Here is a 24,129-nt window from a genome sequence, read left to right as displayed (position 1 = left end):
ATTTTCATCCTGAACTATAGTATAATAGTAATAACTTAAAAAAAGGGAGAGATTTACTGAATGAACAGTTCTGCTGACCCCGATAGTTTTATTATTGGTCAACTGATCTTAATTGCGTTTTTAACTTTATTGAATGCGTTTTTTGCAGCTTCTGAGATGGCATTAGTCTCACTGAACAAAAACCGCATCGCACATTTAGCGGGAGAAGGAAATAAAAAAGCAATTCTCCTCGAAAAACTCATAGCAGATCCAAGTAGCTTTATCGCAACAATACAGGTAGGTATTACACTTGCTGGGTTCTTTTCAAGTGCTTCGGCTGCAACAGGATTAGCTAAATATTTTTCTGGTATTTTAGGGGACATCCCGTATGCTAACGAAATATCAGTGGTTGCTATCACCATCATATTATCCTATACCACACTCGTATTTGGTGAGTTATTTCCTAAACGGGTTGCCTTACAAAACGCCGAACGAATTGCGATGTTTTCGGTTAAGCCTATTTTGTTTATTAACAAAATTGTGATGCCATTTGTGAAATTATTATCGTTCTCGACTAATATTTTAGTCAAGTTAACAAGGCTAGGAAATAATCAAGAGGAGAAAGTTTCTCGTGAAGAAATAAAAATGTTAGCTCAAGCTGGGCAAGCAGATGGTACTATCAACGCTGAGGAACTTGAGATGATTAAAGGTGTATTCCAACTTGATGACAAAATTGCTAGGGAAATAATGACACCTCGTACAGCTACATTTGCGATTGACGTGAATACTCCAAAGGAGAAAGTTGCTGATTTACTCTTATCTGAAAATTATACACGAATTCCAGTGTATCAAGAAGATTATGATACGATCATTGGAATCCTTAATATAAAAGATTATTTTGCGGAAGCACGTAAAGTGGGCTTTGAAAATGTCGATATCATCCATTTATTACGTGTCCCTTATCTTGTACCTGAAACAAAATATATTGATGACTTGTTAAAAGAATTACAAGCGACACAGAATCATATTGCGATCCTAATTGATGAATACGGTGGATTTTCTGGAATTGCGACATTTGAAGATCTGATTGAAGAAATCGTTGGCGAAATTGATGACGAGTATGATGAAATACAAGGAGAGCTTACTCGGATTAATGAGAACACATTTATTGCAAGCGGATCATTATTAATTGATGACTTTAATGAACAATTTCAAATGAATATAGAAGTCCCTAGTATTGATACAATTGCTGGTTTTATTCTTAACCACATCGGTACCATCCCTGAAGAAGGGGAAAATACTGTGCTAGAATATGACCAATTTACATTTACAGTTCAAACGATTAAAGATAATCGTCTAGAAAAAATAAAAATAGAGAAAAAGCTTCATACAGATGTACTAGCTTTTCAATAAGTAGGACAATTAAAAGATAACAAAGAACCTCTAGCTGATCAAAGCTAGAGGTTCTTTGTTAGCCAGAGAGCAAACTCAATTTTACTATTCGGCAGAATAATGAGTGGCCAGAACTTCAGAATGAATTCCGTGATGAAAAGGAAGACATTTATTGAAAAGACAGAAGCATTATGTTATATTACATTCATACTAAATGACCAAAATGATCATTTGGTCATTTTTAAGAGCAGGAGTGGTCGTATTGAGTAGCAACCGAAAGCAACATATTCTCGATGCCGCAACCAGATCTTTTACTCAATTTGGTTACAAAGCGACAACAATGGATCAAGTCTCCCGTCTGGCGAATGTTGGAAAGGGTACCATTTATACCTTTTATAAAAACAAGGAAGACTTATTTTCTGAAATCATAGAAAGATTACTAGCTGATATGAAGGAAGCAGCGGATGAAGCGTTTGAACCACAGCAATCTTTTTTTGAAAATGTGCATCGAGCGATTTATCGTATTTTAGAATTTCGCAAAACACATCTACTAACGATAAAAATTTATCAAGAAAGTAATGAATTAGGAACAAAAGCGGTAAAAGAAGGCGTGCAAAAAGTTGAAGAGATGGTTTTAAACTATATTAAACAAAAAATCATCCTAGCAATTGACAACAAGGAGATTAGAGCATGTGATCCAGAGCTTACGTCATTTATCTTCTTAAAGCTTTATGTATCACTCATATTTGATTGGGAAAAAAATCACGAACCACTTGAAAAAGAAAAAATTGCTCAGCTACTTGAGTTGTATGTATTAAAAGGATTGTCGATCTGATGATCCTCTTCTTTTTTGCGAAAATATGACCAAATTGATATATTGGTCACTTTGAAATGTAGGAGGTTGAAATAGATGTCTTTAATAAAACAAGAATGGAAAGCATTATTTAAAAATAAAAAGGTTCTCATTGCAGTAATTGGAGTGTTGTTTATCCCGTTAATGTATAGCGGTGGTTATCTTAGTGCTTTTTGGGATCCTTATGGAAAACTTGATGAGTTACCCGTAGCTGTTGTGAATAATGATCGTGGTGCAACATATGAAGGAAAAGAGTTAGACGTTGGGAATGAACTCGTTGGAAATTTAAAGGAAAATGCTAGCTTTGACTGGAATTTTGTTGATAAAGAAGATGCAGATAAAGGGCTTGAAAACCATGATTATTACATGGTGATTGAAATTCCTGAAAACTTCTCTAGCAATGCAACAACATTACAAGACGCTCAACCACAGCATTTAGAACTTTCTTTTAAAACGAATAAAGCTTATAACTTTATTTCGGGACAAATTGGTGAAAGTGCTGTTACGAAAATAAAAGAAGAGGTTGCGTCGTCGCTAACAAAGACATATGCAGAAAGTATTTTTGACAATATCGAATTAATGGCAGATGGAATTGGTGAAGCAAGTGACGGTGCGAATAAAATTAACGATGGAGTCGGCGAGCTAAAGAAAGGCTCTAGCACTCTTGATGAGAGTCTTCATGAGCTGGTGAAAAGTTCAGTCACATTCAAAGATGGTTTACAGGAAGCATCAACAGGTTCATCAGAGCTAGCAAATGGCGTTAGTAGTTTAGATGAAGGATTAGCTACCATGAAGCAAGGTCAAGATGAATTATATAATGGTTCAGTGAAGGCTGAAGCTGGCACATCAGCATTAGTAACAGGCTTAAATGAGTCACGATTAGGAATGCAGGAATTACAAAAATCGCTACCAAGTTTAACAAGTGGAACAGAGACGTTGAAAAATAGTGCTTCAAAACTAGTCGCTGGCACTAATCAGCTTGCAGATGGAAGTATTGATGCAAGTGTGGGAGCAGCTAAGCTGTCACAAAATTTATCGCAAGTGATGACAGACGTAAATGACATGATGACAGAATTGCAAGCAATGCCTCTACCTGAACAAAATAAACAGGAGTTACAAAAGTTAGCTGAAGCTCTCAGCTCTTTAGATCAAGGAGGAAAACAATTAGCTTCAAATCTTAATCAATTGGCAGCGGGAGCTAGTGAGCTTACCAAAAACGTAGCCGAGTTACCAGCAAGTACTGAAAAAATTTATAATGGTACTGTTATAGTTCAAGATACGATCGATCAATTAGCAGCTGGTCAAGAAAAGCTATACAATGGTGCAGTTCAGGTGAATGAGGGACAATCCAAAATTACATCTGGCTTAAGTGTTTTCGGCGACAAAATTACGGAAGCGAAAGTAGGAACGAAACAGCTAAAAGACGGTGGAATAGCGCTCGAAAAAGGGATCAGCCAGCTAGCTGATGGGTCTGTTGCTTTAGAAGCCGGATCAACGGAACTAGCAAATGGAGCTGATCAAATCAATAACGGATTAACAGTGTTATCTGATGGAACAAGTGAGCTTTCGACGAAGCTAGGAGAAGCATCTGAGGAAACGAAAGAGACTCAAGGTTCTAATGAATTATTCGATATGGTTGCCAATCCAGTTGATCTTCATACCGAAGAATTACATGAAGTGCCAAACTATGGAACTGGTCTTGCGCCATACTTCTTGTCGCTAGCATTATTTGTTGGAGCATTACTATTAACTGTAGTCTTTCCACTAAGAGAATCATCAGGGATCCCAAAATCAGGATTTACATGGTTTTTAAGCAAATTCAGTGTTTTATTCTTTGTTGCAGTCGTTCAAGCAATTCTAGCAGATGTCATTCTTTTATTTGGATTAGGTATTGAAGTGAAAAGTGTAGAATTGTTTATCTTGTTCAGTATATTAACTAGTTTAACATTTATGGCAATTGTTCAATTTTTGGTGACAACGATGGCTGATCCTGGTCGTTTTGTTGCAATTATTGTATTAATTTTGCAATTAACAACAAGTGCTGGAACGTTTCCGTTAGAGTTAATTCCAAATATATTTCAGAAAATAAATCAATGGTTACCAATGACATATTCAGTTGCTGGATTTAAAGCAATTATCTCAAGTGGAGATTTTACTGATATGTGGTCACAAGCACTCGTTTTAGTTGGATTTTTAGTTTGTGCGGTAATCGGAACAATTGTCTACTTTACGTTGAAGGTGAAGAAGGAAAGACATATTCTAAATGAAGATATACCTGCTTAATACTATTGACACATGTAAGGGAAAGAGATAATTCTTTCCCTTACATGTGTTCTACTCTCAATGTTAATTAACTATTTTTGTAAAAGGGGATTGAATTTATTGTGATAGTTTCATATAATTAAAATAAATGAAAACGTTTCCATATATAAGATGAGATGGGCGACAACAAAGAACTAATGGGGAGGGAGAACATTGTCTACCATAAAAGATGTTGCGAAGTTAGCAGGATTATCAAGAACGACTGTATCCCGAGTTTTAAATGACCATCCATATGTATCAGTGGAGAAAAAAAAGCTTGTTCAGCAGGCGATGGAGCAATTGGGGTATGTTCCAAATTCTGCGGCAAGAAGTTTAAGAAATAATAAGACAGGGATCATAGCTGTCTTAATTCCGAAAATATCGACGCCTTTTTTTAGTCAGCTTATCGAAATACTTGAAATGGCTGCATCTGCAAAAGGCTATCAGCTAATTATTTGTCAAACACAATTCTCCAAACAGAAGGAACTAAATTACTTAAATCTCCTTAAAACCAAGCAGGTGGATGGAGTAATTATGACTTCGATTGAAAATGATTGGTCTATCATTGATGCTTATTTAAATTATGGTCCAATCGTGCTTTGCAATGAAATGATTGAGCATGCTCAAATTCCAATGGTGTATATGAATCAAGCTTCAAGCGGCTATAACGTGGCAAAGCATTTACTTGAAATGGGCCATAGACAGATTGCTTATTGTTCTAACGGTATCGTAAGCGAAGGAATGAAGGCGAGGGAGAAAGGATTTAAAAGGGCATTATTAGAGTCTGGTTGTACCTTTGATGAGAATTTCCACTTTGAAAATGTTGCTAGTATTGAAGATGGAAAACAAATTTTCAGAAAGATAACGGAGATGAAAATCAAACCAACAGCAATTTTTACTGGTGGAGATTCTGTCGCAGCTGGTTTCATTTCGGAAGCAAAAAAACATGGATGGAATATTCCTGAAGACTTTGCTGTTGTTGGTTTTGACAACATGGAAATTTCAGAGCTATTTGACCCAAAGATTACTACAGTGGTACAGCCAGTTGAGGAAATGGCTATAAAATCAATAGAGGTCGCCTTTGAAAAAATACATAAAAGACAATTTCGTTCTACCGAAAAACATATATTCTCTATGAAACTAGCTATCCGTGGATCAACAATGAAGAAAAGGAAGCTAGTAGCGACATCTTAAAATAGGACTTCCATCAGTCTTGTTCAGCTGAAGACGGTCGGATAAGTCTAAAAAATATTTTATCTTTCTACACAAAAAGGATGACGATGTTTCGTCATCCTTTTTGTGTGAAGAAAAGTTTTAATGGGAATTATGTGTAATAGTACAGAACGTAAATTATCAATGATTTTTAAATATCTGTTACATGTTGGCACTCATCGCATGTGTTGCCATAGCACTCATGTTGCTCTTCAATTTCATTTCCACACTCTTTGCACTGTTTTTTTGGCAAGTTTCTAAAAAAGTCATTAATTTTCATGATCATTTGGAATCGCCTCCATGTCATTTATTGTTTTTATTGTATTATAACAGATGGTATATGTCAACAGTTGTTTTGTAACAACTGGTGGTTAGATTGAAAAAAATTTGTATTTTAAATTGAAAGAATAAGTTACCCACTTTTTAGTGGATGGTCATATAAAGTTCACGTCCTATTGACATTTCCATGACAGAAATTCCTACTTGTTGACTATACTATAAATGAAAACTAGAATGTTGTAGGTACCTCTTAAAGGTTTAATCGCAAATAAACTGCTGGTAAAGTTTCGAAAAGACTAACATAAAAAAGGTTTATTTGAGAGAAATTCCCGAGCAGGGACGTTTTTTCGTATAGAGAGATAACCATGAAAATGTATGAGGTGAAATGAAATGAAAAAAATGATGTTTTTATTTGCAATCCTGATGCTTGTACCTACTTTGGTATTTGCTCACACAGGATTAGAATCCTCCAATCCAGCGGAAGGCTCAGAAGTGATAGAAAAGCTAGATAGTATTGAGTTAAACTTTAATTCATCTATTCAACAAGGAAGCATTGTCACAGTAATTGACGAAAGTGGCCAAGAAACACCTGTAAAAAGCATTGAAATTCATGATAATATCCTTAATGTTTATTTCGAACAACCACTTTCAAATGGGGAATATAAGGTAAAGTGGGATATCATTAGTGCTGACAGTCATCCTGTCTCAGGTGAATATTCTTTTACTGTAAATGTGGAAGAAGTTGAGCAAGAAACTCCTCTTGAGGAAGCAGATACGAATCAAGACGAAATAACAGATCAAGAATCAACGAGTGATCAAGTAGAAAATGGCTTGAATTCAAAGACAGAAACAAAAACGGACGAAAGTCAAGGTAATGTAGGTGTATTATTAATTGGTGCTGTCATAATCGTCATTTTATTATTTGTACTTATTGCTAGAAGGAAGAAAAAATAATGATTTTGGTAACAACTGTGATAGATACGCTTCTCTACATCTGTTTTGCCATTGTAGTTGGAGCACTTCTATTGCATGCAATTCCCAATGGCTATAAGCCAGAAATAAAAATGCCCAAAAGATTAATAAGTTTTTTGGCATTATTAATTGGAATTCTTTCATTTGGCCCACTTCTCCAGTTATTTGTTTTCTTTTATGGGAAAAGGGATTTCTTAACATTAGTTCATACACTGATCCTTACGACAGATTCTGGAAGAGTTTGGTTAATAACTTTCCTGATTTCAATTGTTCTATCTCTATTTTTGTATTTTGTTCCGTTAGATCGAGTAAATAGCATCATTGGGCTAGGCGTTACGTTCTTTTTGATTATCCTTGTAAGCTTGAGCGGTCATATAGCATCGCATAGTAAAACAATAGGGCTTCTCTCACAAACTCTTCATTTCTTCTTAATGGCTGTTTGGTTTGGCGTTCTTATTGTGATTAGCTTTTTTTCAATTAAGAAAGAAAATTGGAAAACATTTCGATCTTGGTTCACACCTTTATCGATCATAGCAATCGTAATCATCGCAGTCTCAGGGCTAGTGATGATGAAATATACTGTTCCTGAATATCAAAGCTCGTGGTTATTGCCATATGGTGAAGCTCTTTTGCTGAAGCACTTACTTTACTTTGTGATTATCCTATTTGGTTGTATAAATGGTTTTCTGTTGAAAAAGGACATGAAGTTGGGCTGGCTTAGAGCGGAAGCGATCATCATCGTAATTGTTTTAATTATAACTGGCTTTATGACTAATTCATCTCCACCTTATATTGTGGCAGAAACAATTGAACACGGGGGAATTTCACCTTTATTCGAAAAGTTTTATCAAGGTGCATGGGTACCAGAAATGTCTGTAGCTTTACAAGGAACCTCAAATTCTATTCCATTATTTGTTCTAGCCGTTGTCTTACTAATTGTTCAGTTAATAACTTTTATTACAGGAAGAAATCCATATTTATTCTTAGTTTTAAGTTTAGTGTTAGTCTTGGTAATATTTTTGGCGTTATTGCTTTCGATTACGCCAAGCTTGTAATGGAATTGAATTTTGATGGAAGAAGTTAGTTGGGTACTAGCTTCTTTTTTTGTCTAATGTTTTTCTCCAGCGCTTTTCTAGAATACGACATATTTATTTTGTATAATGGAGATAGTTTAAAAGTGCAGGAAATGGAGAATTCGAAAGGATGAAGAGTTCATGAAACTAAAGGTTATCGGGTTTTGGGGTGGTTTTCCAGCAGCGAATGAAGCCACATCAGGTTATTTACTAGAATCAAAGGGCTTTCGATTATTAGTTGATTGTGGTAGTGCTGTTTTGTCAAAGCTTCAGGAGACGATTGAGCTAGACGAATTGGATGCCGTTATTTTATCTCATTATCATCATGATCATATTGCCGATATTGGACCTTTACAATATGGATGCTATGTTACATCGATTTTGAAAGGTGTAAAAAAGGCTTTGCCAATCTATGGTCATGGCATAGATCAAGAAGCTTTTAACAAGCTATCCTATAAAGAGGCAACAAAAGGAATCGAGTATGACCCTAATCAAACCTTAACAATTGGACCATTTACTATTACATTTTTACGCACGATCCATCCTGCTCCATGCTTTGCTATGAGGATATCAGATCAGCGTTCAACAATTATTTATACTGCTGATTCAAGCTTTCAAGAGGAATTTATTCCTTTTTCAAAAGGAGCAGATCTTCTTATCGCTGAATCGAGCTTTTATGGTAATCAGGATGGAACAAATGCTGGACATATGAATAGCAAGGAAGCGGCACGTATTGCTCAGCATGCTGAGGTAAAACAACTGTTATTAACGCATTTACCACATTACGGGGATCACGAAAATTTAGTCAAAGAAGCCGCACAGGAATTCGAAGGACAGGTTGTCCTTGCGAGTTCAGGATATGCGTGGAGCAATCATTAATTGGAGGAATTTACATGCTTTTTATTGATAATAAAGGAATAACAGACCCAAGAATGAACTTGGCGATTGAAGAATATGCACTTAAGTATTTAGATTCAAGCGAATCTTATTTATTATTTTACATAAATGAACCATCGATTATCATCGGTAAAAATCAAAACACAATTGAAGAGATAAATACTGCTTATGTTGAAGAACAAAATATTCATGTTGTGAGAAGACTTTCCGGTGGTGGTGCTGTTTACCACGATAAAGGGAATTTGAATTTCAGTTTTATTACGAAGGATGATGGGGAAAGCTTTCACAACTTTAAGAAATTCACAGAGCCAGTTGTTCAAGCACTCGGAAAGCTTGGAGTGAAAGCCGAGATGAGTGGAAGAAATGATATTATGACAAGTGACGGCCGAAAGATTTCAGGAAATGCCCAATTTTCTACAAGAGGGCGAATGTTTTCACATGGGACATTGTTATTTGACTCAGAGATTGACAGTGTTGTTTCAGCTTTAAAAGTTAAAAAAGACAAAATTGAATCAAAAGGGATTAAATCAGTTAGAAGTCGTGTTGCGAATATTAGTGAATACTTAGAAGAAAAAATCACGATTGAACAATTTAGAGAATTATTGCTTCATAATATCTTCGATGGCACCGAACCGATCCCAACCTATGAACTGAAAGAGGACGACTGGAAAAAAATCAATGAAATCTCGCAGGAACGCTACCAAAATTGGGATTGGAATTATGGGAAATCACCAAAATTCAACTACCAGCATTCACATCGATTCCCAGTTGGTCAAATTGATGTGCGTCTTGAGGTCCAAAAAGGCAGCATTCATAATTGTAAAATATATGGCGACTTTTTTGGAGTTGGCGATGTAGAAGAGGTTGAACAAGCTTTGCTTGGGACTCGTTATGAAAAGGAAGAGCTTGAAAAAGCACTTAATGAAATAAATGTGAAGAAATACTTCGGAAATATTGAAAAGGCAGATTTTATAAATCTTCTTTATTAAAGAAATAAACCAAAAATACTTGACGATGAGCTGAATGATCGTCAAGTATTTTTGGTTTCATGATAATAAAGTTGTTTAAAAAACGCCCGTCATGCTATTCAACAATCGGGCCATTTAATTGAAAAAAAATATCCGGTATTTAACAAAAAACGATAAAATGATTATATAAAAAGAAAGGTGATTTGTTTGGTTTTGAACTATCAAGAATATGGAGATAAGAATGCTTCATTGATGCTATTTTTACATGGCGGAGGAGTGAGTGGTTGGATGTGGGATAAGCAAATTCAATAATTTCACCCATTACCATTGCGTTGTTCCAGGTTTGCCAGAGTGAGACCAATTTCATTTGCAAAAAAGTTGATTAGACCCTCTATTAGATTAACATTTCCATTAACTAAAAATAAGTCATTTTCAAAAGTTCAAGCAAAAACACTATATGTACATAAAGACTATTTTGAAAAATAATATAAAGATAGTTGTCAAATGAAATCAGATACTCTTGTTAGAATATTAGAAGAGAACATGTTATTTGAAATACCTGACCATTTAAAAAAAGCAAATGGAAAGATACTAGTTACTGTAGGAGAAAGAGAAAAAGCTGTGATGAAAAAGTCGTCAATTGATATAGTAGAAAGTAACCCGAATTGTAAAGGGGTGATTATATCTAACTTTGGCCATGGAATTCCTTTGGCAAAGCCTGACTTCTTTAATCATATGATTGAAGCATGGATATATGAAGGGAGTATACCAAAAGAAAGGAAAGTAATTAGTTGAACTCTGCTAGACGGGAGATACAATTTAGTGGTTTGATAATACAAATAAGATAGTAATTCGAAGGGAGGATTAAAATGATTGTTGATTGCCATTTTCATGTGGATGAAACAATGCTGACTCTAGAAAAAATGATAGAGGGTATGGATAAAAATGATATAACTAAAACAGCACTAATCGCCCCCATGAACGAAACAATGTTTGAATTGGATAGCACTTTTCAACAAAATTTACAACACTTATTCCGTTGCCTAATACTAAATGCACCTCAAATTGGGCTCAAAATTTATGATGGTCTAGTAAAAGGTGGCTATTTGAAACTTTATGGCAATTCATACAAGATTTTTACCAAGCCGAGCAATGATATTGTTGCTACTGCAATTGATAGATTTCCAGACCGGTTTCTAGGCTGGGTAGCTGTGAATCCAATGATTCCTGTATCAGTAGAAGAGGTAGAATTATATCTTAATAAACCTAGTTTTATTGGAGTGAAAGCTCATCCGTTCATGCATGAATATAGTATTAAGGCACTCGATCCAGTTGCGGCTATGTGTGAATCAAAAGGCATACCTATGATTATTCATCTATCTTCAGAACCAGAATCCTATAAATATTTACCTGAAAATTACCCTAAACTTAAATTGATTTATGCTCACGCGGGTCTTCCTTTTTGGAAAAAACTATGGAAATACATTAAGGATCAACCAAATGTATTTGTTGACACATCAAGTGATTATCTTAATCCATCTATTGTAAAAAAGGCAGTGGAATCTTTAGGATATCGTAAAGTTCTTTATGGTTGCGACGGACCATATGGAATGAAAAAATTTAATAAATATGACTATTCGGCAAAGAAAAGTTGGATTGATTTACTTCAAATTCCTGATAACCAAAAGGAATATATACTTGGAAAAAACTTTTTAGGATTGATTGATTAAATCAAAACTCTATTAACAGATCAGTTAAAAGATTATTTAAGAATATGTGAAGTCATGAATAATATAAATTTACTCGTTATTATTAGGTTTTTAAAAATTTAGCTCTTGGATAAATATTTTGGCTACCCTTATATTATAATCAGGCGCCTTTCTTGAATAAAAGAAGGATGTTTTCTACTGGATATTCAAGAATAGGGCGCTTTCCTGCAAAAAAGGAATAGCGCTTATTTTCATTTTAGGGCCAGATTGTGGAGCAATACCCTTTAAGAAAATTGGATGTCTATGTTAAAGTTTAGATGAGATTGTGAAGGTTTCTCTTAAATTAATGGATGCAGTTTAGTTGAACAAGTGTAGTAAGTAATTACAGTTGATAATAGGGGATGTTTATATGAATTGGAACTGGAATGAAACCTCGATTGACCTTCCGCATTCATTTGAAAACTTAAAGGAATTGTTAAATATCATATGTAGAAAAGAAAATAAATTCTCACAATATGAGTTCGCGAAGTGGTGTGATAACCTCACAATGGCTTTCGACGATGATGAGACTGAAGAATTGAATGAATTTGATAACATAGCGTTTGGGATAGCACAAGATATTGAATGTCAATGGGATTTATTTTTGGTGAATACTTACTCATTAGAAGAATTGCAGAACTTAGACCTCTCAAAAGTAAAGTTACCTCAAGATTGGTTTATAGAGTGGTTAAAGCAATTAAACGGGAAATAAAAGGTAACTCCTTCTTCAGCTAAAGGGCGCGATTGTGGTAGAACGCTTAGGTTTAAATGACTTTATTGTTATATTTTTAAGTGCATAGAAGCATTTACATCAAAAATTAAACAACTATATTTTAACCCCGTCCTAATTTAGTAAGGGGCTATGCTTGTTTGAGGTTTTAAAATTAAATAACTTTATTGTCACTTTACATTTTTAGGTTGTTGGAAATAGTAAATGGTTAATGTTTAATTCTTATTAAATACATAGGAATAATCAAAAAACAATTGACTGATTATTTAGATTTCTGTTAAGATTATTTTATAAAATAATCTGCGTTAAGACATAGTCAAATTTAAAAAATGAAATGAATCAACTGGACGACCAGAGATTCAATAAAGAGTAGCCTAGGCCATACTCTTTGTTGGATCTCTTTTTGTTTTTTGTGATTATTAAACACACTAAATCAGTTGGTTAAGTGAGGGATTAACCAAGGGAGTGAGCACATGAAAAAACATCACAAGCATTTGTTTTTAGGCTAACACCTATATGTTCAAAGGATGAAACCAAAAGTAAAAAAGATCAGCCAGTCAATCAAATCATGTTTGGAGGAGAGGGAATTGTTAACTAATGTAAAGAATAAAACATGGATTCTATTATTATCTTTAACTTTTTTATTTGTTTTAAGTGCATGTAACACTTCAACATCAAATGAAGAAGCTTCGTCAAAAGATGAGCAAAAAACGATTCAAATTGGTTATCAAAAATTTGGTACGCTAAATTTTCTTAAAGCTCAAGAAACATTGGAAAAGGAGTTAGAGCCGCATGGATTCACAGTGAAATGGACAGAGTTTCCTGGTGGTCCACAACTGTTAGAGGCTTTAAATGTAGGTAGCTTAGATTTCGGTCATACCGGTGAGGCTCCCCCAATATTCGCTCAATCAGCTGATGCTCCGTTGATCTATTATGCAAATGAGCCATCGAATCCAAGGGGGGAGGCGATCATTGTTCCGAAGGGTTCCTCCATTAATAGTGTTGAAGATTTACAAGGTAAGAAAATCGCTTTAAATAAAGGATCAAATGTTCATTATTTACTCGTAAAAGCTTTAGAAAAATATGGTGTTCAATATGAAGAGATTGAAACAGTCTTCTTACCACCAGCAGATGCCAGGGCTGCATTTGAAAAAGGTGCTGTTGATGCATGGGTGATTTGGGATCCATTTTTAGCAGAGGCTGAGAGAAAAACGGGTGCACGTATATTAGTTGATGGGACAGATTTAGTCAATAACAGAGAGTTTTTCTTAGCCTCTGAACAATTTGCAAAAGATCATTCTGATGTTTTAGACATTATTTATAAGGAAATTGAAAAAGCAGAACAGTGGGTTAATGAAAATCAATTGGAGGCAGCAGAATTTTTAGCTCCGCAAATTGGTATGGATAAAGAAACATTAGAAGTTGTCCTAAAAAGAAGAGCTTACGGAATCGAAAAGATCACGAATGAAGTCGTTAGTGATCAGCAACAAATTGCAAATCAATTTTATGATCTGAAGTTAATTCCTAAAGAAATTGCTACGAAAGATGCTGTATTAAAATCTGAAAAATAAAAGGAGAGGAAAAAAATGAACGTTTTTTGGTTTATTCCGACGCATGGTGATTCACGATATTTAGGTGTAACAACTGGGGGGAGAGCAGTAAATTTACCCTATTTACAACAAGTCGCACAGGCTGTCGATAGTTTAGGCTTTACCGGGGCTTTGCTACCTACTGGAAGATCTTGTGAAGATGCATGGGTCGTTGCATCATCATTAATCCCGTTGACTTCGCGTATGAAATTTCTTGTGGCAGTTAGACCTGGCATCACTTCTCCGTCTCAAGCTGCAAGAATGGCAGCAACATTTGATAGATTATCTAACGGGCGATTGTTAATCAATGTGGTTACTGGTGGAGACCCTGTTGAGCTAGCTGGAGATGGGGTGCATTTATCTCATCAGGAACGTTATGAACTGACAGATGAGTTTCTAACAATTTGGAAGGAACTATTAGAAAATGGAGAATCAAATTATTCGGGTAACTATTTAACTGTAACAGATGGAAAACAACTATATCCTCCTGTTCAAAGTCCATACCCGCCACTGTATTTTGGAGGGTCTTCAGAAATAGGGCAACAAATTGCTGCCGATCACGTTGATGTGTATTTAACATGGGGGGAACCGCCTAAGCAAGTAGAGGAAAAAATTAAGAAAGTGAAGCAATTAGCAGCAGAAAGAGGAAGAACGGTACGATTTGGAATCCGTCTCCATGTCATCGTGAGAGAAACTGAACAAGAAGCTTGGGATGCTGCTAATCGTTTAATTAAGTATGTGGACGATGATTTGATTGCGGAATCACAAAAGGTTTTTTCGCGTTTTGACTCTGTTGGACAAAGAAGAATGTCAGAACTTCACAATGGCAGAACAGAAAATTTAGAAATTAGTCCGAATCTTTGGGCTGGTGTTGGTCTTGTCAGAGGGGGTGCCGGTACAGCTCTTGTTGGTGATCCGGAAACTGTTGCGAAACGTATGAAGGAATACGAAGAAATTGGAATAGAATCATTCATTTTGTCAGGTTATCCTCATTTAGAAGAGGCATACCGTGTGTCCGAATTATTATTTCCTCATTTAAATTTAGAAGAGACAATAAATGATTCTAAGCAATCAAATATTGTTAGCCCATTTGGAGAAATTGTTGCGAACGGACTATTACCAAAGAAATTAAATGCAACGAGGTAGCGAAAATGATATATAAACGAATTTTACCTTGGGTTATTCCAATTATTTTGATAGGGTCTTGGCAGTTATTTTCATCACTTGGCATTCTATCTACAAAAGTGCTGCCTAATCCACTGAATATTTTTACGGCTGCTGTAGAATTAACACAAAGTGGGCAATTACCATCTGATGTGTGGATAAGTACGAAACGAGCTTTCTGGGGATTTGTCATTGGTGGAGGAATTGGCTTTATTTTAGGATTGGTGAATGGACTTTCAAAAATATCAGAAAGTTTACTCGACACTTCCATCCAAATGATTCGAAATATTCCACACTTGGCTTTGATACCAATTGTTATTCTTTGGTTTGGAATAGAAGAAGAAGCAAAATTATTTCTTGTAGCCTTAGGTACCTTTTTTCCGATTTACTTAAATACGTTTCACGGGATTCGGTCTGTAGACAAATCTCTAATCGAAATGGCGCATGTATATGAACTAAAAGGATTTTCATTGTTTTGGCATATTATATTTCCAGCAGCTCTACCTTCAATTCTTGTTGGAGTTAGATACGCCCTAGGAATCACATGGGTCACGTTAATTGTAGCAGAAACGATTGCTGCAAATTCTGGAATTGGCTATATGGCTATGAACGCAAGAGAATTTATGCAACTTGATGTCGTTGTGTTAAGTATTATTCTCTATGCATTATTAGGAAAACTATCTGATGTAGCTGCAAAAGTAGCAGAAAAAAGATTTTTAAAATGGCATCCAAGCCATCAAAAATGATTCGGAGGTGTAATTGATGGCAAAGGAAAGCGGAACTGATCTGATTCTAAAGCTTTCAAATATCAGTAAGTCATTTGATAATAAGGAAGTTTTAAGGAAAATAGATTTACAAGTTAATAAGGGAGATTTTATTGCGGTTGTAGGGAAAAGTGGTTGCGGGAAAAGTACATTATTGCGAATTATTGCTGGGCTAGAAGCAATAAGTTCAGGAAGTGTGACTGTTAACGGTCAAGAACTTAATGGCAGGAATAAACTAGCAAAAATGATGTTTCAAGATGGTCGCCTTCTTCCGTGGAAAAAGGTTTATGACAATGTAGGGCTAGGCTTAAAGCTCGATTGGCAGAAGAAGCAGATTCCCAAAGTACTTGATCAGGTCGGTTTATCCGAACGTGCACAAGATTGGCCATCTGTATTATCTGGTGGGCAAAAACAAAGAGTGGCACTTGCGAGAGCTCTCATCCATGAACCGCAACTACTTTTATTGGATGAACCACTAGGGGCTCTTGACGCTTTAACAAGAATTGAAATGCATGAATTAATAGAAAATCTTTGGAGAGAAAAGCAATTAACTGCGATTCTTGTTACACACGATGTGGAGGAAGCAGTTGCTCTAGCAAATAGAGTGCTCCTGGTTGAAGCGGGTGAAATTGTGTTAGATCTGCCGATTCGTTTACCTTACCCGCGGCAAAGAGATAATCCTTTGTATTCAAAATTAGTCAGTCAAATTTTGAATAGGATAATGGGTGAAAAAAGAAACCATGTAGCAGATTTATCACTTACAAAATAATTCATACAGCTAGTAAGTTTTGATCAGAAAGTTATCCATTTTTAGATGCATCCCAGTGGAAAATAGTATTAAAGTGGCCATAGCAAAACGATCTAAATATATATAACAAAAAGGAGTCCATCGTATATCGAGGACTCCTTTTTGTTATAAAGCATCACCATTTCATGCGAGTGAGTGTATAGGAAAGTTATCTTACCACAACTGAAATGACATCGTTTACAAACTGAATTTTGGCAGTTACAATTACATTATCGGGGCATAAATCCATATTTTACAAGGATAGTATTTTGATAGAATGCAAATCCGATAAAATAACAATGTTGTAAACGTAAATAACCGTATTCTATCAGTGTTTTGATTTAAGAAGGGAGAGAAAATACAAGATAAATATTCGAATAATATTGAATTAATTTTATTTTCTTGTATAATTTAATCAATAAAAGCGTAGAAGCATAAAAGCGTAAAAGCGATAAAAAGGGGGATAAAGAAATGAAAAAGGGTTGGAAATTAGGAGCAAGTATGATGTTAGCTAGTTTTGTAGCATTAGCCGGTTGTGGTAATAGTGAAGGTACTTCAGATGAAGCTAATAAGGGTTCAGGTTCAGAAGGGGAAAAAACATATAAAGTAGGTGTAAATCAACTTGTTGAGCATCCTTCACTTGATACAGCTTTAGAAGGATTCCAGGCAGCGTTAGAAGAAAAGGGCTTAGATGTAGAATATGATGTCCAAATCGCACAAGGTGATCAAAATAATAGCCAAACAATTGCAAATAATTTTGCTGGCGATGGTGTTGATTTAATCTTTGCAAACTCAACACCAAGTGCTCAAAGTGCATTAAATGCAACAAGTGAAATTCCGATTGTCTTTACATCTGTAACAGATCCAGTTGGTGGTGGATTAGTAAAAAGCTTTGAGGAACCAGGCGCAAACATTACAGGAACAACGGATAACCATCCGGATGCAATTCCGAATACCGTTAAATTCATTGCCGAAAATATTGATGGAAATAAAGTAGGGATGATTTATAACTCAGGTGAACAAAACTCTGTTGCACAAATTAACCTTGCTAAAAAGGCAATGGAAGGTACTGATTTAGAGGTTGTTGAAGCATCTGTTTCAACATCAGCAGAGGTAAAACAAGCTGCTGAATCATTAGTAGGCCAGGTAGATTCTCTCTATATTATTACAGATAACACAGTTGTTTCAGCACTTGAAAGTGTCATTGGCGTTGCAAGTGATTCAGATATTCCGTTATTTGTCGGTGAATTAGACTCAGTTAAACGTGGTGGTTTTGCAGCCTACGGATTTGACTACTATGATATCGGATTTGAAGCGGGAGAAATGGCCGTTAGTATTTTAACAGGTGAGAAAAAGGTTAGTGAGATTCCAGTGCAATATCCACAAAATCTAAAACTGCAGATTAACGCAAAAGCAGCAGCTGACATGGGCATTGAGATTAAAGAAGAATGGAAAGAAGCAGCAGAAATTATTGAATAAAGGTGAGAATTTATGTTTACAGCCGTATTTGGATCAGTAGAGTCAGGATTAATCTATGCGATAATGGCTCTTGGAGTATACCTAACATTTCGAATTTTAGACTTCCCAGATTTAACAGTTGATGGTAGCTTTGTGACTGGTGCAGCAGCAAGTGCCATTCTAATTGTTAATGGTGTTAATCCTTTCATAGCCACTTTAATTGCATTAGTAATTGGCTTTTTGGCAGGCTGTATTACTGGGGTGTTGCATACAAAAGGAAATATAAACCCGCTATTAGCGGGTATACTTATGCAGATTGCTTTATATTCTATTAATCTTAGAATTATGGGGAAAGCAAATGTACCACTTTTACAAGAAGAAACCGTGTTTACTCATTTATTGGAGGGCTGGAATAAGCTTGGGATTGATGCTGCCCTCCAGCAGCTTTTCGTGTCAATTGGTCTAGAAGGATTTGTACCTAAAACATGGTCGATTGTCATAACGATGTTACTAGTGATTATAGTCATCAAATATCTATTAGACTATTTCCTAAAAACCGAGGTTGGTCTTGCGATTAGAGCAGTTGGTGATAATCAGACAATGATTAAAAGCTTTTCTGCGAATACCGATATGTTAAAAATCGTTGGGCTTGGACTTTCAAATGCTCTCGTTGCTTTTTCCGGCGCTATTATTGCGCAGTACAATGGATTTAGTGATGTAGGTATGGGAATTGGGTTGATTGTTGTCGGCTTGGCTTCAGTAATTATTGGGGAAGCATTGGTTGGTAAAAAGACGATTGTACGTGCCACAATTGCTGTCATCATCGGTGCAATTATTTATCGCTTAATTGTCGCATTGGCACTTCGCGTGAATTTCTTGGAAACAGGTGATATGAAACTAATCACTGCATGTATTGTCATCGCAGCACTCATTATTCCGCAAATGGTTGATAAGCAAAAGGGTAAGCGGAAAAAAAGCTTACGCTTAGGAAAAGGGGTGTAAGTGATGTTACAACTAAAAGAGATTTACAAGGTATTTAATGAAGGTTCTGTAGATGAAAAAATTGCTTTGAATCAAGTATCATTAGCGTTAAATGAAGGCGACTTTGTTACAGTTATTGGTAGTAATGGAGCAGGGAAATCAACGCTCTTAAATGTCATAGCTGGGCGGATTGTTCCAGATGAGGGCGAGATCCTCATTAAGAAAAAGTCGATGCATGGAGTACGTGAGCATCAACGCGCAAAATATATTGGCCGCGTATTTCAAGATCCAATGGCTGGGACGGCACCAACATTGACGATTGAAGAAAACCTAGCAATTGCTTATTCTCGTGTCCATAAGCGTACATTAAAGCCAGGTGTTTCGTCAAAGCGCCGACTATTTTTTAAGGAACAGCTTGAGCTTCTAGGTCTAGGCCTTGAAAATCGTTTGACTGCTAAAGTAGGTTTGTTATCTGGTGGGGAACGACAAGCTCTTTCATTATTAATGGCAACCTTCACTAAACCTGATATTTTATTATTAGATGAGCATACAGCAGCACTTGATCCATCACGTGCCGAGCTCATAACAAATCTAACTAAAAAGCTTGTTGAGAATGGTAATCTCACAACTCTAATGATTACTCATAATATGCAGCAAGCAGTAGATCTCGGAAATCGACTGATCATGATGGACAAAGGAAATATTGTCTTTGAAGCAGAGGGAGAAGAAAAGCAAGGTTTAACAGTCAAATCTCTGTTAGAGGAATTTTCTAAAATTAAAACGGATAGCTCTTTATCTGATAAGACGTTACTAATATAAAAGGTGTCTGTCCCTCGTTGGGGGCAGACACTTTTTTTAATACTTCGCGTAAATAATATGGATTTAACCTAAATTCCTCAAAAAAGAGCCTTATGAAAGTGGATACTCTCAGGCCGCCTCTTTTTACTGACCAACTTGGTCAAAATACTCGCCAAGCTCCATGAACGGAGGATCAAGATTTTTTACTTAAATAAACTGACATTCTTGACACCTAATAACGCTTTTTCATCTGCAATGACGGTAGCATTTGGATGTTGTTTTAAAATAGATGCAGGGAAGCTTTCTGTTACGTCACCATTAAGCAGTTTAGCCATGGCATCTTGTTTTTCTTTTCCAGAAATCAGAAGTAAGATCTCTTTGCTTTTAAATATTGTTTGAATTCCCATCGTAATGGCTTGTGTAGGAACTTCTTCAATCTTGTTAAAATAGCGAGCATTGGCTTCCCTTGTTGATGGAGCCAAGTCTACTACATGGGTCTTTGCTTGAAATGAAGTCCCAGGCTCGTTAAATCCAATATGTCCGTTACTTCCAATACCTAATAGCTGTAAATCAATCCCGCCTTGCTCAAGGATTTTGCTTTCATACTCATTACACACTGCCTGTAAATCTAGATTCATTCCAGATGGGATATGTGTATGCTCCGGCGCAATATTGATATGCTTAAATAGATTTTCAACCATGTAATGATAATAACTATTTGGATTGTCCTTTGCTAGTCCGATATATTCGTCTAAATTAAAGCTAGTGACGTGAGCATATGACGTGTGATTTTGTTTATAATCCTCAATTAATTGCTGATAAACTCCTGTAGGTGTGCCTCCTGTTGCTAAACCAAGTGTTAATTTTGGTGAGTTTTTAACCTTATTAATAATATACTTTGCAGCTGTCTGACTCATTTCTTGATAGTTTTTAACTTCAATAATCTTCATAGCTATCCTCCTCTTTTTTGTATGCAATTTTCCCTTTACATAAGGTCATATATACTTCCATTTGTTTATCAAGGACAACAATATCTGCATCCTTACCTAATGCAATGCTGCCTTTTCGATCAAATATATTTAATTGTTTTGCCGGATTTTCTGATACCATTTTTATGACGCTTTTTATATCACAATCTGTAAATTTCTGAATGTTTTTAAAGGCATCCTTCATTTTTAATACACTACCAGCTAATGTGTCTTTATCTAATAATGCTTTACCATCCTTCACTGTTACCATTTGCCACCAAGATCATATTCCCCATTTTTAAGCCATTTCGCTCTCATTGAATCAGTTATTAAAATCATTCGTTCATCTGTAATTTGTTTGTAAGTAAGATTAACCATTTCTGGACTCACATGGATACCATCTACAATGATTTCTGCCATTAAGTTATGATTTAGAAAAGCAGCTCCGACAATTTCAGGATCACGGTGGTGAAGGCCTGTCATTTGGTTAAAAAGATGGGTAACATGACTAGCTCCATTTTCGATTGCTAGTAAAGCTTGAGAATATGTCGACCCGGAATGTCCGATTGAAGCAACAATGTTTTGCTTTTTTTAGTGTTGGATCAGTTCATTCGCTCCTGGAAGCTCAAGGGCAAGTGTTACGACCTTAATATGTCCACCTGATAATGCTTGCCATTCTTTAAAGGTGTCTAAATTAGGATTTAACATATGCTGAATTGGTTGTGCGCGAGCTTTGTCTTTATGAATGAAGGGCCCTTCTAAATGAACGCCTAGAATTTCTGCCTGGGCTCTAATTGAAAGGATTCAATATATTCGCATGCATTTATTAATGCTTTCTTAATCGCATTTGAATCTTCTGTCATTGTCGTAGCTAAAAAGCTTGTTGTTCCTTCTTTAGGTAAGGTTGAGGTCATTACATTCAAAGCTTCTTTCGTTGCATCCACCGTATCTGCACCGTTAGCTCCATGAATATGAATATCAATCATCCCAGGTATCATCGTAAAACCATCAGGTAGTTTAATCACCTGAAAATCTGATTGGTTAGAAAGATGAGTTAAGGGGCCGATTTCGATTATTTTTCCATTAACTATTTTAATATAACCATTAGTTATCGTTTGATTTTCTGCGTTGTAGTAGAATGATTTTTTTTGATAATGAATTCATCGCCTTGTACTCCCTCTATGACAAACATATAGTTTGAGAATACCCAACGGTAGTTAGATCGTTTAGCTTCACATTGATTTTATCTCATTTGTAGCAACAGTACCCCCCTACCTTAGGATACAGAGAGAAATAAAGAAGCACTGCCCGTAAAGCTAAGGTAAGTCTCGCTTAATAAAAATGTAGTTGTTGGTTATAATATACAAATGTATACTATATCATACAACGGGCAGAATCGGGGAAATGAATGAAAAATATACACGAGCAAATAGCACAGAATTTAAAGAATATCCGAAAAATTAGAGGGTATAGCTATGATCAATTAGCGAATGTAACAGGTGTTAGCAAGGGGATGCTTTCTCAAATTGAAAAAGGGGAATCGAGTCCATCTGTTAATACACTTTGGAAAATTGCGAATGGATTGCAAGTTTCCTTTTCCTCATTAGTGGAGAAAACGGAACCGAATGTTTCGGTTGTTCGGCTTAAAGACAAGACTGCAGTAACTGAAAATAATGAGCTGTTTCAAGTATATCCATACTTTCCGTTTGATACCTCTAAAAAGTTTGAGATTTATTATATTGAAATTTTGCCTGGATGTGTCCATACGTCCGCTCGTCATCACGGTAGCGTAGAAGAGTATGTCCTTGTATGTGACGGAGAGTTTACGATTTCGCTTCATGGTGAGGAATATTTGTTAAAAAAGGGCGAGTCCATGCGTTTTCAAGCAGATGGGTCACATACATACGCAAATCATACAGAAATAACAACGCGCTTTTACTTACTCATTTATTATTCGTAAGAAGTGTTGGGAAATCTAAGGATAAAAGGAAATCGACATAACAATGAAAAGGAGAGAGTAAGTTGGCAACAACAACTCTAGTAAAAAAACAATCTAGTTTTCTTCAAGGAATTCAAAGTGGAATCAGTATCGCAATCGGTTATTTACCAGTTGCCTTAACGTTCGGGCTCCTTGCTAAATCTACTGGTTTAGTATTTTCAGAAACTGTGCTAATGAGTTTAATCGTATATGCAGGTGCTGCACAATATATCTCTTTAAGTTTAATTGCAGTAGGAACAGGCGTTATTGAAATCATTTTTACAACGTTTATCGTAAACATCCGTCATTTTTTATTGTCTGCCTCATTAAATGAGAAAGTTGAGGATGACTCTGGCTGGAAAAAAGCTCTTTATTCATTTGGTTTAACGGATGAAACCTTTGCTGTCGCTTCAACGAAAGAAGGGATAGTAAATACAGGGTATTTGTTTGGGTTAATGTTAATTTCGTATGCGAGTTGGGTTGTAAATTCTGGGATTGGATATTTAATCGGGGCAAGTCTTCCGACAACTGTCCAAGAAAGCATGGGAATTGCTTTATATGCAATGTTTGTTGGATTATTAATCCCTTCATTGAAAAAACATCGAAAGGTACTTTACTTAGCGGTAGTAGCAGCTATTATTAATTCGCTTTTTTATGCATCACAAATGATCTCAACTGGCTGGTCAATCGTTTTATCCACATTGGTATCTGCTGTTATTGTTGAACTCTTCTATTCGAAATATGAAAAAGAGGTGGACCAGAATGGATAAAACAATTTTGTTCATGATAATAGGGATGGGAATTGTTACATATATTCCACGGATGATTCCACTTGTCGCATTAAGTCAAGTGAAACTGCCAGCTTTTGTGCAAAATGTATTAAAGAATGTCCCGTATGCAACATTAGGGGCTTTAATTGTACCTGGCATTTTTCTGATCAGTGATGATATCATGTTTGGCATTGTTGGTGCAATTGCAGCTACACTTATTGCGTTTACAGGAGCAAATGTTATTTTTGTTGTCATGGGTTCAATTGGCACGCTTGTATTGTACAGTATGTTTTTTTCGTAAAATAAGCTTGGATGTAAGGTAGGTAGTAAGCTGTTCCTTATTATCCCACTCTTAACGGGCAGTAAGACTCCGACCTCAGGCTTCTGAGTGTACAAATACAAAGAAGATAGGTGGGAGATTAACTGCCCGTAAAGGTCCGATAAGTGCGAACTAACCATCAGTGGGGG

General features: G+C 35.9%; 22 protein-coding genes and 2 pseudogenes. 21 read left to right on the top strand and 3 right to left on the bottom strand.

What is annotated here, in order from left to right:
* Positions 1–60: 60 nt before the first annotated feature.
* The 4 genes from K9V48_RS11055 (at position 61) to K9V48_RS11040 (ending at position 5,719) form a co-directional block, all read left to right on the top strand.
* Positions 61–1,392 carry a hemolysin family protein gene (locus K9V48_RS11055; RefSeq protein ID WP_224139061.1) on the top strand — a complete coding sequence of 444 codons (1,332 nt, stop codon included), beginning with the start codon at positions 61–63 and terminating at the stop codon, positions 1,390–1,392.
* A gap of 241 nt (positions 1,393–1,633) precedes the next feature.
* Positions 1,634–2,206 (top strand): TetR/AcrR family transcriptional regulator, encoded by a 573-nt coding sequence (locus K9V48_RS11050; RefSeq protein WP_224139060.1) that lies wholly within the window; start codon positions 1,634–1,636, stop codon positions 2,204–2,206.
* A 75-nt stretch (positions 2,207–2,281) separates the two neighbouring features.
* Positions 2,282–4,507 carry a YhgE/Pip family protein gene (locus K9V48_RS11045; RefSeq protein WP_224139059.1) on the top strand — a complete coding sequence of 742 codons (2,226 nt, stop codon included), beginning with the start codon at positions 2,282–2,284 and terminating at the stop codon, positions 4,505–4,507.
* 192 nt (positions 4,508–4,699) lie between these two features.
* Entirely contained in the window at positions 4,700–5,719 is a 1,020-nt protein-coding gene (locus tag K9V48_RS11040) for a LacI family DNA-binding transcriptional regulator (protein ID WP_224139058.1), read from the top strand.
* A gap of 169 nt (positions 5,720–5,888) precedes the next feature.
* Here K9V48_RS11040 and yhfH read toward each other — a convergent pair whose 3' ends face one another.
* On the bottom strand, positions 5,889–6,023 hold the full coding sequence (yhfH, locus tag K9V48_RS11035; RefSeq protein ID WP_224139057.1) for a protein YhfH: 135 nt from the start codon (positions 6,021–6,023) through the stop codon (positions 5,889–5,891).
* Positions 6,024–6,406: 383 nt separating this feature from the next.
* Between yhfH and K9V48_RS11030 the strand changes: the two genes are divergently transcribed.
* The 14 genes and pseudogenes from K9V48_RS11030 (at position 6,407) to K9V48_RS10965 (ending at position 19,966) form a co-directional block, all read left to right on the top strand.
* Positions 6,407–6,970: a copper resistance CopC family protein gene (locus tag K9V48_RS11030; RefSeq protein WP_224139056.1), complete on the top strand. Its 564-nt coding sequence runs from the start codon at positions 6,407–6,409 to the stop codon at positions 6,968–6,970.
* On the top strand, positions 6,970–8,043 hold the full coding sequence (locus K9V48_RS11025) for a CopD family protein (protein ID WP_224139055.1): 1,074 nt from the start codon (positions 6,970–6,972) through the stop codon (positions 8,041–8,043). The genes K9V48_RS11030 and K9V48_RS11025 overlap by 1 nt, the downstream gene beginning before the upstream one ends.
* 159 nt (positions 8,044–8,202) lie before the next feature.
* Entirely contained in the window at positions 8,203–8,940 is a 738-nt protein-coding gene (locus tag K9V48_RS11020) for an MBL fold metallo-hydrolase (protein ID WP_224139054.1), read from the top strand.
* Between the two features lie 14 nt (positions 8,941–8,954).
* Positions 8,955–9,947: a lipoate--protein ligase gene (gene lplA / locus K9V48_RS11015; protein ID WP_224139053.1), complete on the top strand. Its 993-nt coding sequence runs from the start codon at positions 8,955–8,957 to the stop codon at positions 9,945–9,947.
* Positions 9,948–10,133: 186 nt separating this feature from the next.
* Positions 10,134–10,721 (top strand): annotated as a pseudogene (locus K9V48_RS11010) (alpha/beta fold hydrolase).
* A gap of 74 nt (positions 10,722–10,795) precedes the next feature.
* Complete coding sequence (locus tag K9V48_RS11005; protein ID WP_224139052.1) at positions 10,796–11,656, top strand: amidohydrolase family protein; 861 nt, start codon at positions 10,796–10,798, stop codon at positions 11,654–11,656.
* A 388-nt stretch (positions 11,657–12,044) separates the two neighbouring features.
* Entirely contained in the window at positions 12,045–12,386 is a 342-nt protein-coding gene (locus tag K9V48_RS11000) for a hypothetical protein (RefSeq protein ID WP_224139051.1), read from the top strand.
* A gap of 605 nt (positions 12,387–12,991) precedes the next feature.
* Positions 12,992–13,975 (top strand): sulfonate ABC transporter substrate-binding protein, encoded by a 984-nt coding sequence (locus K9V48_RS10995; protein ID WP_224139050.1) that lies wholly within the window; start codon positions 12,992–12,994, stop codon positions 13,973–13,975.
* A 15-nt stretch (positions 13,976–13,990) separates the two neighbouring features.
* Positions 13,991–15,139 (top strand): FMNH2-dependent alkanesulfonate monooxygenase, encoded by a 1,149-nt coding sequence (ssuD, locus tag K9V48_RS10990; protein WP_224139049.1) that lies wholly within the window; start codon positions 13,991–13,993, stop codon positions 15,137–15,139.
* A gap of 5 nt (positions 15,140–15,144) precedes the next feature.
* Positions 15,145–15,903, top strand: coding sequence for an aliphatic sulfonate ABC transporter permease SsuC (gene ssuC / locus K9V48_RS10985; protein ID WP_224139048.1), 759 nt, complete (start codon positions 15,145–15,147; stop codon positions 15,901–15,903).
* A 16-nt stretch (positions 15,904–15,919) separates the two neighbouring features.
* Entirely contained in the window at positions 15,920–16,690 is a 771-nt protein-coding gene (locus K9V48_RS10980; protein ID WP_224139047.1) for an ATP-binding cassette domain-containing protein, read from the top strand.
* Between the two features lie 489 nt (positions 16,691–17,179).
* A complete protein-coding gene (locus K9V48_RS10975) occupies positions 17,180–18,187 on the top strand; it encodes an ABC transporter substrate-binding protein (protein ID WP_224139046.1) in 1,008 nt (335 codons plus the stop codon).
* Between the two features lie 12 nt (positions 18,188–18,199).
* Complete coding sequence (locus tag K9V48_RS10970) at positions 18,200–19,168, top strand: ABC transporter permease (protein ID WP_224139045.1); 969 nt, start codon at positions 18,200–18,202, stop codon at positions 19,166–19,168.
* 3 nt (positions 19,169–19,171) lie between these two features.
* Complete coding sequence (locus tag K9V48_RS10965; RefSeq protein WP_224139044.1) at positions 19,172–19,966, top strand: ABC transporter ATP-binding protein; 795 nt, start codon at positions 19,172–19,174, stop codon at positions 19,964–19,966.
* A gap of 182 nt (positions 19,967–20,148) precedes the next feature.
* On the opposite strand, the gene nagB is transcribed toward K9V48_RS10965, so the two are convergent.
* Entirely contained in the window at positions 20,149–20,895 is a 747-nt protein-coding gene (gene nagB, locus K9V48_RS10960; RefSeq protein WP_224139043.1) for a glucosamine-6-phosphate deaminase, read from the bottom strand.
* Positions 20,882–22,073: pseudogene (gene nagA / locus K9V48_RS30155) on the bottom strand (N-acetylglucosamine-6-phosphate deacetylase). Before nagA ends, nagB begins: the two are co-directional and overlap by 14 nt.
* Positions 22,074–22,321: 248 nt before the next feature.
* On the opposite strand from nagA, the gene K9V48_RS10950 reads away from it, so the two are divergent.
* The 3 genes from K9V48_RS10950 to K9V48_RS10940 all read left to right on the top strand — a co-directional run bounded on the left by K9V48_RS10950 (position 22,322) and on the right by K9V48_RS10940 (position 23,962).
* Positions 22,322–22,873, top strand: coding sequence for a helix-turn-helix domain-containing protein (locus K9V48_RS10950; protein WP_224139042.1), 552 nt, complete (start codon positions 22,322–22,324; stop codon positions 22,871–22,873).
* A 62-nt stretch (positions 22,874–22,935) separates the two neighbouring features.
* A complete protein-coding gene (locus K9V48_RS10945; RefSeq protein ID WP_224139041.1) occupies positions 22,936–23,661 on the top strand; it encodes an AzlC family ABC transporter permease in 726 nt (241 codons plus the stop codon).
* On the top strand, positions 23,654–23,962 hold the full coding sequence (locus K9V48_RS10940; protein WP_224139040.1) for an AzlD domain-containing protein: 309 nt from the start codon (positions 23,654–23,656) through the stop codon (positions 23,960–23,962). The genes K9V48_RS10945 and K9V48_RS10940 overlap by 8 nt, the downstream gene beginning before the upstream one ends.
* Positions 23,963–24,129 lie beyond the last annotated feature (167 nt).

The sequence above is a fragment of the Metabacillus rhizolycopersici genome (assembly GCF_020075705.1).
This window is presented reverse-complemented; position numbering and strand designations above follow the sequence as displayed.